The organism is Mesorhizobium sp. PUT5 (genome assembly GCF_052216645.1).
Classification (GTDB): Bacteria; Pseudomonadota; Alphaproteobacteria; order Rhizobiales; family Rhizobiaceae; genus Mesorhizobium.
Genome location: NZ_JBQOSO010000003.1, coordinates 1,289,389 through 1,305,463 on the forward strand (window position 1 = coordinate 1,289,389; position 16,075 = coordinate 1,305,463).

General features: G+C 67.5%; 20 protein-coding genes. 8 read left to right on the forward strand and 12 right to left on the reverse strand.

The window, feature by feature from the left end:
- Window positions 1-55 precede the first annotated feature (55 nt).
- Entirely contained in the window at window positions 56-631 is a 576-nt protein-coding gene (locus tag ACTDI4_RS07690) for an NADPH-dependent FMN reductase (RefSeq protein ID WP_442840585.1), read from the reverse strand.
- A 175-nt stretch (window positions 632-806) separates the two neighbouring features.
- Between ACTDI4_RS07690 and ACTDI4_RS07695 the strand changes: the two genes are divergently transcribed.
- The 4 genes from ACTDI4_RS07695 (at window position 807) to ACTDI4_RS07710 (ending at window position 3,627) form a co-directional block, all read left to right on the forward strand.
- Window positions 807-2,177 (forward strand): cytochrome P450, encoded by a 1,371-nt coding sequence (locus tag ACTDI4_RS07695; RefSeq protein ID WP_442840586.1) that lies wholly within the window; start codon window positions 807-809, stop codon window positions 2,175-2,177.
- A complete protein-coding gene (locus ACTDI4_RS07700) occupies window positions 2,174-2,449 on the forward strand; it encodes an acylphosphatase (RefSeq protein ID WP_442840587.1) in 276 nt (91 codons plus the stop codon). The genes ACTDI4_RS07695 and ACTDI4_RS07700 overlap by 4 nt, the downstream gene beginning before the upstream one ends.
- 64 nt (window positions 2,450-2,513) lie before the next feature.
- The gene (locus ACTDI4_RS07705; protein ID WP_442840588.1) at window positions 2,514-2,891 is read left to right on the forward strand and encodes an antitoxin Xre/MbcA/ParS toxin-binding domain-containing protein; all 378 of its coding nucleotides are present in this window, start codon (window positions 2,514-2,516) and stop codon (window positions 2,889-2,891) included.
- Window positions 2,851-3,627: an RES family NAD+ phosphorylase gene (locus tag ACTDI4_RS07710; RefSeq protein ID WP_442840589.1), complete on the forward strand. Its 777-nt coding sequence runs from the start codon at window positions 2,851-2,853 to the stop codon at window positions 3,625-3,627. Before ACTDI4_RS07705 ends, ACTDI4_RS07710 begins: the two co-directional genes overlap by 41 nt.
- On the opposite strand, the gene ACTDI4_RS07715 is transcribed toward ACTDI4_RS07710, so the two are convergent.
- From ACTDI4_RS07715 to rph, 7 genes are all read right to left on the reverse strand, one after another.
- The gene (locus ACTDI4_RS07715) at window positions 3,612-3,986 is read right to left on the reverse strand and encodes a YraN family protein (RefSeq protein WP_442840590.1); all 375 of its coding nucleotides are present in this window, start codon (window positions 3,984-3,986) and stop codon (window positions 3,612-3,614) included. The two genes, ACTDI4_RS07710 and ACTDI4_RS07715, sit on opposite strands and share 16 nt — an antisense overlap.
- Window positions 3,979-4,890: a 16S rRNA (cytidine(1402)-2'-O)-methyltransferase gene (gene rsmI / locus ACTDI4_RS07720; RefSeq protein ID WP_442840591.1), complete on the reverse strand. Its 912-nt coding sequence runs from the start codon at window positions 4,888-4,890 to the stop codon at window positions 3,979-3,981. The genes ACTDI4_RS07715 and rsmI overlap by 8 nt, the downstream gene beginning before the upstream one ends.
- Before the next feature lie 213 nt (window positions 4,891-5,103).
- Window positions 5,104-5,541 carry an EamA family transporter gene (locus ACTDI4_RS07725; RefSeq protein WP_442840592.1) on the reverse strand — a complete coding sequence of 146 codons (438 nt, stop codon included), beginning with the start codon at window positions 5,539-5,541 and terminating at the stop codon, window positions 5,104-5,106.
- 63 nt (window positions 5,542-5,604) lie between these two features.
- A complete protein-coding gene (gene hemW, locus ACTDI4_RS07730; protein WP_442840593.1) occupies window positions 5,605-6,762 on the reverse strand; it encodes a radical SAM family heme chaperone HemW in 1,158 nt (385 codons plus the stop codon).
- 220 nt (window positions 6,763-6,982) lie between these two features.
- Window positions 6,983-7,630 carry an RdgB/HAM1 family non-canonical purine NTP pyrophosphatase gene (rdgB, locus tag ACTDI4_RS07735; RefSeq protein WP_442840594.1) on the reverse strand — a complete coding sequence of 216 codons (648 nt, stop codon included), beginning with the start codon at window positions 7,628-7,630 and terminating at the stop codon, window positions 6,983-6,985.
- Window position 7,631: 1 nt separating this feature from the next.
- Complete coding sequence (locus tag ACTDI4_RS07740; RefSeq protein ID WP_442840595.1) at window positions 7,632-8,060, reverse strand: VOC family protein; 429 nt, start codon at window positions 8,058-8,060, stop codon at window positions 7,632-7,634.
- Between the two features lie 226 nt (window positions 8,061-8,286).
- A complete protein-coding gene (gene rph / locus ACTDI4_RS07745) occupies window positions 8,287-9,003 on the reverse strand; it encodes a ribonuclease PH (protein ID WP_442840596.1) in 717 nt (238 codons plus the stop codon).
- Window positions 9,004-9,135: 132 nt separating this feature from the next.
- Here rph and hrcA point away from each other — a divergent pair, with 132 nt between their 5' ends.
- Window positions 9,136-10,221: a heat-inducible transcriptional repressor HrcA gene (hrcA, locus tag ACTDI4_RS07750; RefSeq protein WP_442840597.1), complete on the forward strand. Its 1,086-nt coding sequence runs from the start codon at window positions 9,136-9,138 to the stop codon at window positions 10,219-10,221.
- Window positions 10,222-10,276: 55 nt separating this feature from the next.
- Window positions 10,277-10,462 carry a hypothetical protein gene (locus ACTDI4_RS07755; protein WP_442840598.1) on the forward strand — a complete coding sequence of 62 codons (186 nt, stop codon included), beginning with the start codon at window positions 10,277-10,279 and terminating at the stop codon, window positions 10,460-10,462.
- 11 nt (window positions 10,463-10,473) lie between these two features.
- Here ACTDI4_RS07755 and ACTDI4_RS07760 read toward each other — a convergent pair whose 3' ends face one another.
- Window positions 10,474-11,616 carry a helix-turn-helix transcriptional regulator gene (locus tag ACTDI4_RS07760; protein WP_442840599.1) on the reverse strand — a complete coding sequence of 381 codons (1,143 nt, stop codon included), beginning with the start codon at window positions 11,614-11,616 and terminating at the stop codon, window positions 10,474-10,476.
- 162 nt (window positions 11,617-11,778) lie between these two features.
- Here ACTDI4_RS07760 and ACTDI4_RS07765 point away from each other — a divergent pair, with 162 nt between their 5' ends.
- Entirely contained in the window at window positions 11,779-13,119 is a 1,341-nt protein-coding gene (locus ACTDI4_RS07765; protein ID WP_442840600.1) for a PQQ-dependent sugar dehydrogenase, read from the forward strand.
- Window positions 13,120-13,345: 226 nt separating this feature from the next.
- Entirely contained in the window at window positions 13,346-14,326 is a 981-nt protein-coding gene (gene cysK / locus ACTDI4_RS07770) for a cysteine synthase A (protein WP_442840601.1), read from the forward strand.
- Window positions 14,327-14,387: 61 nt separating this feature from the next.
- Here the strand turns inward: cysK and ACTDI4_RS07775 are convergent, their stop codons facing one another.
- From ACTDI4_RS07775 to mbfA, 3 genes are all read right to left on the reverse strand, one after another.
- Window positions 14,388-14,516: a hypothetical protein gene (locus ACTDI4_RS07775; RefSeq protein ID WP_442840602.1), complete on the reverse strand. Its 129-nt coding sequence runs from the start codon at window positions 14,514-14,516 to the stop codon at window positions 14,388-14,390.
- Window positions 14,516-14,659: a hypothetical protein gene (locus tag ACTDI4_RS07780; protein ID WP_442840603.1), complete on the reverse strand. Its 144-nt coding sequence runs from the start codon at window positions 14,657-14,659 to the stop codon at window positions 14,516-14,518. Before ACTDI4_RS07780 ends, ACTDI4_RS07775 begins: the two co-directional genes overlap by 1 nt.
- 275 nt (window positions 14,660-14,934) lie before the next feature.
- The gene (mbfA, locus tag ACTDI4_RS07785) at window positions 14,935-15,918 is read right to left on the reverse strand and encodes an iron exporter MbfA (RefSeq protein ID WP_442840604.1); all 984 of its coding nucleotides are present in this window, start codon (window positions 15,916-15,918) and stop codon (window positions 14,935-14,937) included.
- Window positions 15,919-16,075: the final 157 nt, after the last annotated feature.

Here is a 16,075-nt window from a genome sequence, read left to right on the forward strand (position 1 = left end):
CCGATTTTCCAAGTTTTGCAGCCCCTTGACCACAGATCGCGGCAGATGCGGCCTGCTATTGCGCGGGCGCGCGCATCGGCTTCAGCGCGACGCTCCAGCGATGCAGTTCGTCCAGCATGGCGGTGGCGCCGCCCGCCACCGGCTCCGAGGGGGTGAAGTTGCCGTTTTCGTCGAGCGATCTCTGGTAGAAGGGAACCGCCACCGCTTCCGGAATCGGCATGACCTTGACCGTGGTGAGCAGCGGCTTGGTGGCCTGGACCGAGCGCATGCCGCCCGAGGCGCCGCCATAGCTGAAGAAGGCGGCCGGCTTGTACTGCCACTCGCGCGACAGGTAGTCGACTGCGTTCACGATGGCGGGGGCGGCGAAGTAGTTGTATTCCGGCGTCACGAACACGAAGGCGTCCGCCGCGTCCACCGCCTGCGACCAGGCCCTGGTGTGCTCCTTCTCGTATTTGCCGAGGCGCGGATGGTGCGGCTCGTCGATCAGCGGCAGGTCGAATTCGGCAAGATCCGTCAGCACCGGCTCGAACTTACCGTGCTCGTGGGCGAAATTCTCCAGCCAGCGCGCGAAGACGGGGCCGGCGCGGCCGGGGCGGGTGCTGCCGATGACGATGCTGAGGCGGTGCTTCAAGTGCGGCTCCTGTTTGAGACGGTATCCATTGGTGACCGTCAACTAAGGCAGGCGGCGGACGCGGGCAAGCCGCGAGGCTGCGGCGCCCTGTCACATTTCGGAGAGGCGCCGTCCCGCCGCCCCATGGACGCGCGCGAGCACGGGTCCTACATTGGACGCATCAGCGGAGCAGCCGATGGACAGCAAGCCCTCTCCCTTCGTTCCCCCGGCGCCGAGGCCGCGCACCAGCCCGCCCTCGACGCTGGAGATGATGCGCATCGTCTACCGCAACCCGCTCGAACTGTGGGGCGAGCCCTCCTACAACGAGCCGTGGATCTGCGTGCGCGGCGGCGTCGGCGGGCCGCTGGTGGTGGCCAACGACCCGGCCTTGATCCGCCATGTGCTGGTGGACAACGCCAAGAACTACAAGATGGCGACGGTGCGCCAGAAGATCCTGCGGCCGATCCTGCGCGACGGGCTGCTGACCGCCGAGGGTGAGGTGTGGAAACGCTCGCGCAAGGCCATGGCGCCGGTGTTCACGCCGCGACACATCTTCGGCTTCGCTGCGCCGATGCTGAAATGCGCGCGGCAGTTCACCGGCCGCTACGAGGACGGCAAGGTCCACGACATCGCCCGCGACATGACCGAACTGACCTACGACATATTGGCCGAGACGCTGTTTTCGGGCGAGATCGCCGGCGAGCCGGGCAGCTTCTCGCACCAGATCGACCGGCTGTTCGAGACTATGGGCCGCGTCGATCCGCTCGACCTGTTGCGCGCGCCCGACTGGCTGCCGCGCCTCACCCGCATCCGCGGCCGCCGCACCATGGCCTATTTCCGCAAGATCGTGACCGACACCATGGCCATGCGCGAGGAAAGGCTGCAGCGCGATCCGGACCACGCGCCGCAGGATTTCCTCACGCTTCTGCTGCGCGCCCGGGGCCCGGACGGGCTGACGCGGGGCGAGGTCGAGGACAACATCATCACCTTCATCGGCGCCGGCCACGAGACGACGGCGCGCGCGCTCGGCTGGACGCTCTATTGCCTGGCCGAGGCGCCGTGGGAGCGCGAACCGATCGAGCGCGAGATCGACGCGGTGCTGGCGCGCGAGCCGGACCCGGCGAAATGGCTCGACGCCATGCCGCTCACCCGCGCCGCCTTCGAGGAGGCGCTGAGGCTCTATCCGCCGGCGCCGTCGATCAATCGCGAGCCGATCGAGCCGGAAACCTTCAACGGGCTCTCCATCCCGCCGCGCGCGGCCGTGCTGGTCATGCCCTGGGTGGTGCACCGGCACCGCAAGCTGTGGAAGGACCCCGACGCCTTCATTCCCGCCCGCTTCCACCCCGGCAACCGGGACAAGATCGACCGCTTCCAGTATCTGCCCTTCGGCGCGGGGCCGCGCGTGTGCATCGGCGCGTCCTTCGCCATGCAGGAGGCCATCATCGCGCTCGCCGTGCTGATGTCGCGCTTCCGGTTCGACACCACCGCCGAGACGAAGCCCTGGCCGGTGCAGAAGCTCACCACGCAGCCGGAAGGCGGCCTGCCGATGCAGGTGACGGCAAGATGAGCGGCCTGGCCGTCATGGTGCGGGTCACCGGGCGCGTGCAGGGCGTCGGCTTCCGCTACTGGACGCTGGAGCAGGCCGAGGCGCTCGGCCTTGCTGGCTGGGTGCGCAACGAGAAGGACGGCTCCGTCGCGGCGCTGCTGGCCGGGCCGGGCGAGGCGGTGGAGGAAATGCTGAAGCTGCTGCGGCAAGGGCCGCGCGGGGCCGTGGTGGCCGACATGGCCGCGGAGCCCGCCGCTCCGGACGTCCTGCCGGGCTTCAGGATCGTGCGATGATCCGCGCTATTTGATTTCTCATGAAAGTGAAGCTATATTTCCTTTCACGAGAAAGGAGCGAGCCATGTCGATGCCATTGCCGTCAGGCAGGCCGGATGCCGGCGCCGTCGCCGCAAAGGCGCTGTTGCGGGCGGCCGACCTGCTTGGCCTGACTGCCAGGGACCTTTCGGCGGTGATCGGCCTTTCGGAAGCCACCCTGTCGCGCCTCAAGCGCGGCACCGGCACGGCCAGCCTGTCCGGCAAGCCGTATGAACTGGCGCTGCTGTTCATCCGCCTCTACCGCTCGCTCGACGCCATCATGGGCGGCGATGACGCGGCGTCCCGCCGCTGGATGCATGCCGACAACCTCGCGCTCGGCAGCGTACCGGTCGCCCGCATCAGGACCGTGGACGGCCTGGCCAATGTCGTCGCCTATCTGGACGCCAGACGCGCTCCGGTCTGAGGCGCGGCCCGCCGCCGGCACCTGCTGGCGGCTGGTCGAGGCCCAGCACCGCGTATCGACCATGAAACTGGTCGATACGATGGACGAGCAGCAGCTCCTGGAGGAGGAACTGGAGCGCACCAAGCCGCCCGGCCCGCCCGAGTGCCGCCATCTCCACTATCTGTTGTCCACGCCTTTCCGCTACGGCCGCTATCCGGGCAGTTCCCGCTTCCGCCGCGAGGGTTGCTCGCCGGGCGTCTACTACGCCTCGGAGCGAAGCGTGACGGCGGTGGCCGAGACCGTCTTCTACCGGCTGCTGTTCTTTGCCGAGAGCCCGCAAACGCCCTGGCCGCGCAATCCGCTCGAATTCACCGGTTTCGAGGTCGGCTTCTCCGTCGCGGCCTGCCTCGATCTGACCGCGCCGCCTCTATCGAGGGACGAGGGCTCCTGGACCGATCCCGCGGACTATGCCGCCTGCCTGGCGCTTGCCGACGCGGCGCGCGAGGCGGGGGTAGGGACCGTCCGCTACCGTTCGGTCCGCGACCCGTCCGGCGGCGCCAATCTGGCTTTGTTCGGCTGCGCGGCCTTCGCCGACGACAAGCCGGCGCGGTACGAAACCTGGCGCGTCGCATTTTCCCGGCATGGCGCGAACGCGCTCTGCGACTGGCCGGAACTGAGGCTTGCCTTTCCGCTCGACCTGTTCGCGGCAGATCCCAGGGTCGCGGCCCTGATGCGCCGGGATCAGCCTTCCCCGTAAAACACGTTCTCCACATGCACCGGCCAGCGCCAGGGCAGCACGGCGACCATGTCGAAGCGCACCGAGAGCCGGCCATAGTCCGGCTGGCGCGACAGCCAGATATCGGCTGCGCCTTCGATGCGGCGCTCCGATTCGCGGCCGATCGCCTCCATCGCCTCGACGAGCGAGCGCCGCGCCTTCACCTCCACCATCAGCACGAGGTCGCCGCGCCGCGCAATCAGGTCAATCTCGCCGAGCTTCGTGCGGTAGCGGCGGGCAAGGATGCGATAGCCCTTTGCCGTCAGCGCCAGTGCCGCCAGCCATTCGCCGCGATGGCCGCGACGATAGGATTTGCGGCGCCGGGCGGCCGCGTCAGCCATCGCCGTCCTTCAGCTCCAGCAGCCGGCGGTAGAGCGCCTGCTTCTGGGCGCCGGTCATCTTCGCGGCTTCCGCCGCCGCCTTCGAGGCGGGCATCTCCCGGGCCAGCGAAAGCAGCAGCCGGTCGATGTCGGCGGGGCCTTCCTGACTGGCTTGCGGCGGGCCGACGCACACCACGATCTCGCCCTTCGGCGCGCCTGCCTGCTCGTAGTGCGCGGCCAGGTCCGCCAGCGTGCCCAGCCGCATCTCCTCGAACGTCTTGGTCAGTTCCCGCCCGACCGCCGCGCTGCGCGCTGCGCCCAGCACGGCGGCCATGGCGGCAAGCGTGTCGGCCAGCCGGCGCGGCGATTCGAAGAAGATCAGCGTGGCCGGCACGGCCTTCAGCTCCTCCAGCCGGCTTTGCCGCTGCCCCGCCTTGGGGGACAAAAAACCGGCGAAGAAGAAGGCGTCCGAAGGCAGGCCGGACGCTGTCAGCGCGGCGAGCACTGCCGATGGGCCGGGAATGGGCACCACGCGGATGCCGCGTTCAAGCGCTTCGCCCACCAGCCTGTGGCCGGGGTCGGAGACCAGCGGCGTGCCGGCGTCGGAGATCAGCGCCACGCTCTGCCCGGCTTCGAGGGCCGCCAGCAGCTTCGGCCCTGCCTGCGCGGCATTGTGCTCGTGATAGGCGGTGGTGCGGCGGCGGATGCCGTAGCGCTCCAGCAGCACGCGCGAGACCCGCGTGTCCTCCGCCGCCACGATGTCGGCGCCGGCCAGCGTCTCCAGCGCACGCAGCGTAATGTCTGCCAGGTTGCCGATCGGCGTGGCCACCAGATAGAGCGCCGGTTCCGGCGTCCGCGCGGGGAACTCGGCCTGCCCGATCAGGAAGCTGCGTCGTGTCGTCCCGGCATCGGCATTGTTTTCCATGCCGCTCCTGTCGCACGGATCGGCAACTGTTGCAAAACGTGAGGCGCGCAGGAGGGCGGCCGCCATCGCTTTGCCACAGTGAGGAACAGGATCGGCCCTGGCGGGTTTCTTGCGCAGAACAAAGCCCCAGGGAGAAACAAGCGGCCAATGCCCAATCGTTTCGACATCTTCATGACCCGACTGGAAACGAAATCCGCGCGGGAGGGCGCGCCGTCAGACCCGGGAGGCGACCAGAACCGCGCCCGCCGCGATGAGGGCGACGCCAAGCCAGTTCGTTCCCGACAGGCGCTCGCCCAGAAAGAGCGCGCCAAACACCGCAACAAGCACGACACTTAGCTTGTCGATGGGCGCCACCTGCGCGGCCTGGCCCAGCTTCAGCGCGCGGAAATAGCACAGCCAGGACGCGCCGGTGGCCATGCCCGACAGGACCAGGAACAGGTAGGTCCGGCCCGAGATGGAGCCAGGCGCCTGGAACTGGCCGGTGGCGGCGACGATGGCTGCGACGATGAGCAGGATGACGACGGTGCGGATCAGCGTCGCGAAATCGGAATTGACGTTTTCCACGCCGACCTTGGCGAAGATTGCCGTGAGCGCCGCGAAGCCGGCCGAAAGCACCGCCCAGAACTGCCAGGAAGAAAGGCCAAGGTTCATCCGCCGAATCCCGTTCCGTTGTTTGCCGCCACCCTGGGACAGGGAGGTCGGAAAGGAAAGCTGCTAGCGGGCCAGGTCCGCCACCAGCGCATCCAGCACGATCATGCCGGCCGGCGTGGCGCGCAGGCGCGAATTGCCGATCGGCGCCACCAGGCCCTCCTCCTGCAGGATCGACAGCCGCGCCGACGACAGGCCGCGCCCCGAGAGCGCCTCGTAGCGGGCAAGGTCGATGCCCTCGGCAAGCCGCAGGCCCATGAGCAGGAATTCGTCCGCCTCTTCGGAGCGGGTCAGCACCTCGCCCCCGGTCACGCCATGGCCTTGCGTTTCCACCAGTTCGGCCCAGCGCTCCGGCATGCGCTCCGCGATGGTGACGATGCGCGTGCCTCCTTCCACGAAGCGGCCGTGCGCGCCGGGGCCGACGCCGGCATATTCGCCGTAGCGCCAGTAGGTCAAATTGTGCCGGCTTTCCGCGCCCGGCCTTGCGTGGTTGGAAATCTCGTAGGCCGGCAGCCCGTGCGCGGCGGTCACGTCCTGCGTGAGCTGGTAGAGGTCGGCGGCATGGTCGGCGTCGGGCAGGTGGAACTTCCCGGCCTTGTGCAGCGCAAAGAAGGGCGTGCCTTCCTCCAGCGTGAGCTGATAGAGCGACAGATGGTCGGCCGCATGGCCGATCGCCTCCTCCAGCTCCGCCGCCCAGGCTTCCGGCGTCTGGCCCGGCCGCGCATAGATCAGGTCGAAGGAAAGCCGCGGGAAGGTGGCCCGCGCCAGCTCGATGGCGGCAAGCGCTTCCGAAACATTGTGCAGCCGGCCGAGGAATTTCAGGTCGCGGTCGTTCAGCGCCTGCACGCCGAGCGACACGCGGTTGACGCCGGCGGCGCGATAGCCCTTGAAGCGCTCGGCCTCGACCGAGGACGGGTTGGCCTCCAGCGTCACCTCGATGCCGGAAGGCACCGTCCAGTTCTTCGCCACCGCCTCCAGCACGGCGCCGACGGTCTCCGGCTTCATCAGCGAGGGCGTGCCGCCGCCGAGGAAGATCGACGTCACCTCGCGCGGGCCGGTGCGCGCGCGCATCGTCGCCAATTCGGTTTCGAAGGCGCGGGCAAACCGCTCCTGGTCCACCGGCTGGTGGCGGACATGGCTGTTGAAGTCGCAATAGGGGCATTTGGCCGCGCAGAACGGCCAGTGCACATAGACCCCGAAGCCGGGAGAACGGTCGAGGTTCATCAGGTCGATCTCTGCCCGAGCCGATCGTTTCCGGCACTGAAGCGCATGCCAGGAAGATTACCCCCACCCCTGACCCCTCCCCACAAGGGGGAGGGGAATGGTGCGGCGCTGTCCTGCCGCAAACCCTGACAGGCAAAGTGCGAAGGGTCTCTCCGTCGTCCCCCTCCCCCTTGTGGGGAGGGGTCAGGGGTGGGGGTAAGGAGGGCCGGCGAAAGCATGGTCATTCTGTTCCCAGCCGCGCTTCGGCGAATTTCTGGAAGGCGCGGGCGCGATGCGACAGCGCGTCCGGCTCGCCCGGCTTCCAGCCGTGCTTTTCCTGAGCGCTCATCTCGCCGAAGGTCTTGTCGTGGCCGCCCGGCAAAAACACCGGGTCGTAGCCGAAGCCGAGGTCGCCGCGCGGCGGCCACACAAGCCGGCCTTCCACCTCGCCGCGGTAATATTCGGCCTCGCCGTCGGGAAAGGCCAGGCAGATGACGGCGACGAAGCGCCCGCTGCGCTGCGCGGGCTCGGTGGCGCCCACCTGCTGCATCGCCACTTCCGTGCGCTGCATGGCCATGCCGAAGTCGCGGCTGCCGTCCTCCTTCTCGGCCCAGTTGGCGGTGTAGACGCCGGGCGCGCCGTCGAGCGCGTCCACGCACAGACCCGAATCGTCGGAAAGCGCCGGCAGGCCGGTGGCCCTGGCCGCCGCGAAGGCCTTGATATAGGCGTTCTCCTCGAAGGTGGCGCCGGTCTCTTCCGGCTCCGGCAGGCCGTAGTCCTTCGCCGACTTCGCCTCGAAACCGAACGGCGCCATCAGGTCGGAGAATTCGCGCAGCTTGCCCGCATTGTGGCTGGCCACCACGATCTTCCTGCCGTTCAGCGAATGCATGTCAGATACCCCAGATTTTCGGCTCCGCGAACTCCAGCGAATTGCCGGACGGGTCGCGGAAATAGATGGAGCGGCCGCCCTTGGCTTCCCCGGGCTTGGGCGGCCATTCGAAATCGGCCTCGACGGCGACGCCGCTGGCTTCCAGATGCGCCGTCCAGCGCGCAATTTCGTCGGCCGTGGCGGCAAAGCACAGATGCCCCGGGCCTTGCGTGCCGTGGGGCGGCACCGGCAGGCGCGCGCCCGGCGCGGGCGGCTGGCTCGTCGCCCCGGCATTGAACAGGAGAAGCACGCCGGTCCCGCAGCGGAAGAACACGTGCCTGCCTTCCACCCTGGCGATGCGCTCCAGCCCCAGCACCTCGCCATAGAAGGCTTCCGCCGCGTCGAGGTCGGTGACGTAGAGGGCCGATTCCAGGATGGCGGCGGGCTGCATCAGTTTCCCGCCTCGGCAGCGGACTTGAGAAATGAGACGACCCCCACCCCTAACCCCTCCTCACAAGGGGGAGGGGAAACTGGCCACGCCCCTTCCAGGCCCCGAACGCTGATGGCTTTGGCCGCAGCACCGGTGACATCGTCCCCCTCCCCCTTGTGAGGAGGGGTTAGGGGTGGGGGTGTCGGGCTCGAAAGCCCACGGCGATATGCCATCATTGCAACCCTGCCTATCCCACCGCCATCTTCTGCAGGTCGACCAGCCGCGAGATGCCCTTCTTGGCCAGCGCCATCAGCGCCGCGAACTCTTCCTCGGAAAAGGGCTCGCCCTCGGCCGTGCCCTGGATCTCGACGATGCCGCCCTTGCCGGTCATGACGAAATTGGCGTCGGTGCCGGCCGACGAATCCTCCAGATAGTCGAGGTCGATCACCGGCTGGCCGTCGTGGAGGCCGCAGGAGATGGCCGCCACATGGTCCTTCAGCACGCGCTGCACATTCACCATCTGGCGCGCCTCCATCCAGCGCAGGCAATCGTGGAGCGCCACCCAGCCGCCGGTGATGGCGGCCGTGCGCGTGCCGCCGTCGGCCTGGAGCACGTCGCAGTCGACGGTGATCTGCTGCTCGCCCAGCGCCTGCATGTCGACCACGGCGCGCAGGGAGCGCCCGATCAGGCGCTGGATCTCCAGCGTGCGGCCGCCCTGCTTGCCGGCTGAAGCCTCGCGGCGCATGCGCTCGCCGGTGGAACGCGGCAGCATGCCGTATTCGGCCGTCACCCAGCCCTTGCCGGAATTGCGCATCCAGCCCGGCACCTTCTCTTCCAGGCTGGCGGTGCACAGCACATGCGTGTCGCCGAACTTGACCAGGCACGAGCCTTCGGCGTGCTTGGAGACGCCGCGCTCGAAGGAGATGGCGCGCATTTCGTCGTTCTGGCGTTTGGAGGGGCGCATTCGGTTTCTTTCCGTGATCTGGCTTATCGTGGCCGGCTTGTAACGCTGCGGGTCGTGCCGCGCAAAGGAAAATGGCCGGCTTGCACCGCTTGTGGGGATGTCTATATCCTCGAAGCGGAGGTTTTGCGCCCGATGACGAAGCCCATTGCCGATCCCATGCCGCAATCGACCGCGCTGCAGGTGCTGGACATCCGCTCGCGCGAGATATTCCGGCGCATCGTCGATTCCTACCTGCGCGACGGCGAGCCCGTCGGTTCGCGGTCGCTGTCGCGCATCCTGCCGTCTTCGCTGTCGCCGGCCACCATTCGCAACGTGATGAGCGACCTGGAGCATCTGGGCCTCATCTACGCGCCGCACGTGTCGGCCGGGCGGCTGCCCACGCAGGCGGGCCTGCGCTTCTTCGTCGACGCATTCATGGAACTGGGCGACCTGTCGGACGACGAGCGCCGCGCCATCGAGGCGCAGATGAAGGCGTCCGGCGAGGGCACCTCGCTGGAGCACATGCTGACCGAGGCCAGCCAGATGCTGTCGGGCATGTCGCGCGGGGCGGGCCTCGTCCTGGCCGCCAAGAACGAGACGGCGCTGAAGCATATCGAGTTCATCCAGCTCGAGCCCGGCAAGGCGCTCACCGTGCTGGTGTCGCATGGCGGCGACGTGGAGAACCGCGTCATCGACTTGCCGGCCGGCATCACCGTCTCGCAGCTCCACGAAGCCTCCAACTTCCTCAACGCCCATATACGCGGCCGCACGCTGGGCGAGGCGCGCGCCGATATCGCGCGGCTGAAGGAGGAGACACGCGCGGCGCTGGACACGCTGTCGCAGGAACTGGTCGAAAAGGGGCTTGCCGTGTGGGCCGGCACCGAAAGCGACCTGCCGGCGCGCCTCATCGTGCGCGGCCGCGCCAACCTGCTCGAAAACGTCACCGCGCAGGCCGACATCGAGCTTCTGAAGCGGCTGTTCGAGGACATGGAGACGCAGGACGGCCTCCTGCAACTGCTCGACCTGGCCGAGCAGGGGCCGGGCGTGCGCATCTTCATCGGCTCGGAGAACCGGCTGTTTTCGCTGTCGGGCTCCTCGCTGGTGGTGGCGCCCTATCGCGACAAGGATGCGCGCGTCGTCGGCGCGCTCGGTGTCATCGGGCCGACGCGGCTGAACTATGCGCGCATCGTGCCGATGGTGGACTATACGGCGCAGCTTATTTCCCGCATGCTGCGTTGAGAGACCTCCGGAAACGCGAGACGCGTTTCCGACCACCCGCGAAGGGGAGGGGAAGATGGCGCTGGAAGCGTTCAAGGCCGAGATCGGCCTGCTGCTGCAGGAAATGGTCAACCAGCCGCAGGACCGGCACGAGTTGCAGGAACAGTTGCGCGAGAAGCTGCAGGAGATGCGTGCCATGGGCATGCCGCTGCCTGCCGACCTGGTCGAACTGGAAAGGCGCCTCGACGAAGCTGCCGGCTGACCGGCGGCACGTTACGCCTGCGTGTCCGCAGGATCGTTTGCCAGGGGGGCGGGCGGCCGAGGCTCGGCAGGCAGGCTTCCGAGCAGGGCTATCAGTTCGCCCAGCCTGTGGGTGGCCGTTTTCCCGAAGATCGATTTGAGCTGGGTCCTGGCCGTCTCCTTGCAAATCTCCAGCGCTTCCGCAGCGCGTTCCAGAGAGTTGCCCATTGCGAGTTGCACGGCAAGCGCCGTCTCGGACGGCGTCAGCCGCCAGGCTTTGCCGACCACGAGGGGATGCGGCGCGGCGGGCTTCTTCAGTTCGGTCATCGTGAACATCGCCACGGCGCCGCAGAACGGAAAGCGGGCCGCACCATCCAACGGCAACGCCCTGAGCAGCAGGTCCGTCCCGTCCGCCCGGTGGACGACGAGGACACCGGCATTGAGGCTGCGGCCCTCGGGCAAATATTGGATCTGTCTGACAAGACGCTCATATTCGATCGCCGCTGCATGGTCCCGGATCACGATCTTGCCGTTGCGCACGCGGATATCCTCGCCGAGCGACAGGTCCGCAGCGGCATTCGACGCGATGACGCGCCCTTGGCGATCGATCGTGAACGCCGCCACCTCCATCCTGGCCAGCACGTCGATGGAACCGGCGATTATGGCGCGCTCCACATTGTACGACAGCGTGGCCACTTCGCTCATCCGGCGGGACAAGGACTGGATGATGGCCTTTTCCTTTGCGGTAAAGCGTCCTTGCCGGTTGGTCCGCTGCAGCCCCAGGCAGTGCATGGCAGGGCCGGCGCTGAACCCGAGGCCCGCCCACCATCTCAACTCGGTCGTCGGCAGGAACTCGTTGTAGTAGGGGTCTTTGCGCAGTTCGTCGTCGCCGATGACGTCGTCGTCCGAGGTTGCGAAACCACGCAGTTGCAGGGGAATGCCGCGCCGACGAGTGTCTCGTATGTGCCAGCCTTCGGCGAAATACGCTCTGAACGCCTCTTCCAGGCTCGATCCGATAAGGGCCTGGCCGTTCGGCTCGTAAGGCAGGACCGCGACGCCGATGCAGCCGGTCGCATCCGCGATCTCATCGAGTATCCGCCGCCACTGGCTCTTGTCGGCGACGACATCCTGCAGGTTGCAACTGACCCGATGCAGGCATTCGACCGAAATCGACACCGTTGCGCACCCCTTCCCAAATGCGGCTCGGCCCGGCTAGGAATTCCGGAAGAATATCCGAGCGCGCACGATTTCCAAAATACAAATTTCATGCCCGGTTGATCGATCAGGGAACGGCTTGCCGCCATCCGCGTTCTTTCGGGTTCAAGTCCAGTAAGACGCATGAAACCGCTTCACGCAGGCGCCTGTGCCGCCGCCATCCTCGCCCTTGCCGCCGCCGCATCCGCCGCCGAGCCCGTGCTGAAGGGAACGGAAGCCTTCGGCGACTGGCGAGCGGACCGGCCGGGCGTGGTGCGCCTGATCACGCCGCAGGACCTTCAGCCGCCCGCGCCGTCGCAATCGGCCTCGAACAGCCCCGAGCGGGCGAAAATGCCGAAGAACGTGAAGCTGCGCCTGCCGCCCGGCTTTTCGGCCGAACTGGTGGCCACCGGCATCCGCAACCCGCGCGCGGTGCGGGTGGCGCCCAATGGCGATCTCTTCGTGGCCGATTCCCGCGCCAACCAGTTGCGCGTCTACCGGCTGGCGCCGGGCAGCGCGAAGCCCGCCGAGGAGGGCGTCTTCGCCACGGGCCTGCATCAGCCCTACGGCATCGCCTTCTACCCCGCCGAAAACCCGCAATGGGTCTATGTCGCCAGTTCCGACAGCGTGGTGCGCTTTCCCTACAAGGAGGGCGACCTGAAGGCTTCCGCCGCGCCGCAGACGATCGTTTCCGGCATTCCTTCCAACCATCACTGGACCCGCGACATCGCCTTCTCGCCGGACGGCAAGACCTTGTATCTGTCCGTCGGCTCCGGCTCCAACGTGGCCGAGGACATCGGCGCGGCGCCGCAAGGCGGCGTGGAGCGATGGGTGCACGAAAAGCCGCTCGGCTATGCCTGGGGCTCGGAAGAAGGCCGTGCCGAGGTGCGCGCCTACGATCCCGACGGCGGCAACGGGCGCGTCGTGGCGACCGGCCTGCGCAACTGTTCCGGCATGGCGGTGCAGCCGGGCATGGGAGCGCTGTGGTGCGTGGTCAACGAGCGCGACGGGCTCGGCGACAACGTGCCCTTCGACTATGCGACCTCAGTGAGGCAGGGCGCCTTCTACGGCTGGCCCTGGTACTATCTCGGCTCGAACGAGGACCCGCGCCATGCCGGCGAGCGGCCCGACCTGAAGGGCAAGGTGACCGTGCCCGACGTGCTGATGCAGGCGCATTCGGCGCCGCTCAACATCGCCTTCTACGAGGGCGGTCAGTTTCCCGCCGAATATAGGGGCGACGCCTTCGTGGCCCTGCACGGGTCCTGGAACCGCAACAAGCGCACCGGCTACAAGGTGGTGCGGCTGCGCTTCAGCGACGGCAAGCCGACCGGCGAGTACGAGGACTTCATGACCGGCTTCGTCGTGTCCGACGCCAAGGTCTGGGGCCGTCCCGTCGGCGTGGCCGTGGCGAAAGACGGCGCGCTGATCGTCACCGAGGACGGCAGCGGCACGATCTGGCGCGTCACCTATGATGGAAAGTCCTGAGGCGATCGGGCGAACTCGCGCCGGGCGGCGGGAGCGTGCGCCTGCATGCGCACCCGTCTGCGGGCCGGGTGGGGCAAAAAAATTCCAATTCTTGCCGGACTGTTGGAATTCCATCCTTTAAACCTGAGGCTTTGAGCATGCGCCCCACTCGGATAATCATGTGCGGCGGCCTATCTTCGGCGACTTTGAAAGCGCCTCGTGCCGCCTGGATATAGGAGCAGAACCGATGAACAAGCCCGTCACCTCCGCGCGCGCGCCCGGACGCGGCCGCATCTACAATTCAATGACGGAGACGGTCGGCGATACGCCGCTGGTGCGGCTGGACAAGTTCGCCAGGGAAAAGGGCATTGTCGCCAATCTCCTGGCCAAGCTGGAGTTCTTCAACCCGATCGCCTCGGTGAAGGACCGCATCGGCGTGGCCATGATCGAGGCGCTGGAGGCCGCCGGCCGCATCACGCCCGGCAAGACCACGCTGATCGAGCCGACCTCCGGCAACACCGGCATCGCGCTTGCCTTCGCGGCGGCGGCCAAGGGCTACAAGCTGATCCTGACCATGCCCGAGACCATGTCGCTGGAGCGCCGCAAGATGCTGCTGCTGCTCGGCGCCGAACTGGTGCTGACCGAGGGCGCCAAGGGCATGAAGGGCGCCATCGCCAAGGCCGACGAGCTTGCCGCCAGCCTGCCGGACGCCGTCATCCCGCAGCAGTTCGAGAACAAGGCCAACCCGCAGATCCACCGCACCACCACGGCCGAGGAGATCTGGAACGACACGCAGGGCGAGGTCGATATCCTCGTTTCGGGCATCGGCACCGGCGGCACCATCACCGGCGTCGGCCAGGTGCTGAAGAGCCGCAAGCCGTCCGTGCAGGTCGTGGCGGTGGAGCCGGAGGCCTCGCCGGTGCTGTCGGGCGGCCAGCCCGGCCCGCACAAGATCCAGGGCATCGGCGCCGGCTTCGCGCCCAAGATCCTCGACACCTCGATCTACGACGAGGTGGTCACGGTCTCCAACGAGGATGCGGTGGCCAATGCGCGCCTGGTGGCGCGGCTGGAGGGCGTGCCGGTCGGCATCTCGTCCGGCGCGGCCCTGCAGGCGGCCGCCGTGGTGGGCGCGCGGCCGGAAAATGCCGGCAAGAACCTTGTCGTGATCATCCCCTCCTTTGCCGAGCGCTACCTGTCGACGGTGCTGTTCGAGGGGCTGGGCGGCTGAGGCCGTCTTCGGCCTTGGCGCAGAATGACATTGCGCCGCGCGGCAGCGCGCGGTGTAGCCTTCAGCCGCGGCGCGAAGGGCGCTGCGGCCGGTAGGTCGTGGTGCGGCAGGTCGCCGTGCCCGGTCGGCAGACATGGCTGTCGTGGCGGCTTTCCAGCGTCATGACCGGCGTTTTCGAAAACGGCGCCATCAGTGCGCCGGGCCGAGCGTGTTGCCGCGCCGCGCACAGGCCGGGCCGGGGCCGCGCATATAGTGGCGCTCGGGCCGGTAGGTGGGGGCGACGAACTCGCGAAGGGCTGCGACCAGCCCGGTTATGAGTGCCAAGATACGCATTACGATTTCCAGTCCGCGTCGGGTTTCGGATGTCTTTTCCGAAGTCGCGGGCATGATAGCAAACACCCGTGAATCTTCGGTGAACGCGACGTTAATCTTTGCCCGAAAATGCCGTCCTTCGTGGCCGCAATGCGGCGGATTGGCGGCGTTTCGGTGCCTTTCGGCGTGTTCCGCGTCCGTGTGTCTTTTGCGCCACGCGGGTTTCGCTTTTGTGTCGCCGAATGCGCGTTTTGGTTTCGGATTTTTGTCCTGATCGTTGCCCCGTTTTAGGGGCTCTAGGCGTTGCCGATCAGGATGCCGGCCGCGAACACCAGCGCGCCGCCCAGCACCACCTGGAAGGCGGCCCGCAGGAAGGGCGTGTCCATGTAGCGGTTCTGGACGAAGGCGATCGCCCATAGTTCGAAGAACACCACCACCGCCGCCACCGCGGTCGCGGTCCAGAAATGCGGGATGAGATAGGGCAGGGCATGCCCCAGCCCGCCCATCGCCGTCATGATGCCGGTGGTGAGCCCGCGCTTGATCGGCGAGCCGCGCCCGGAGAGCCTGCCGTCGTCGGAGGCCACCTCGGTGAAGCCCATCGAGATGCCGGCGCCGATGGAGGCGGCAAGCCCGACGAGAAAGGTCTGCCAGGTGTCGTGGGTGGCGAACGCTGCCGCGAAGATCGGGGCCAGGGTGGAGACCGAGCCGTCCATCAGCCCGGCAAGGCCCGGCTGGATGTAGGTGAGGATGAACTGCCGCCGCTCGGCCGCGCCTTCCTGTTCTTTGACGGCCTCGGGCACATGCTTGCGCTCCAGGTCGTGGGCGAGCGCCTCGTGGCCCTGCTCGGCCGCCGCCAGATCGCCCAGCAGCTTGCGCGTGGCGGCGTCGGAGGTGCGCTTAGTGGCGGCGGCATAGAAGAGCTGCGCTTGCCGCTCCATGTCGGCCGCCTGGTTGCGCACGCGGTCGATGCCCAGCGGGCGCACCAGCCAGTCGGGCTTGCGCTGGTAGTAGCCGCGTACGTGCTCGCGCCGGATCAAAGGAATGCGTTCGCCGAAGCGCTTGCGATGCAATTCGATCAGCGCCTCGCGGTGGCCGTCCTCCTCCTCGGCCATTTCCTCGAATATCTTGGCCGATTGCGGGAAATCCTGCGCCAGCCCGTCGGCATAGGCCCGGTAGATGCGCCCGTCGTCCTCCTCGGACGAGATCGCCAGCGCGAGGATTTCCTGTTCGGAAAGCGAATCGAAGGAACGGCGGCCGAAGCCGAAGACGCGGGAAAGCATGATGAGAGCACTCTAGTTTAGAATGATTCTAAACTACATATAGCGGCGGTTGCGGTCAACAGGATGCTGTCCGCGCCGACCCCGCCGTTCGGACGAGGCTCCGTGCAGCGGCTCTTTTTATCGGCGAACCTTTGCCTATATGAGCTGCCTGTCCCAC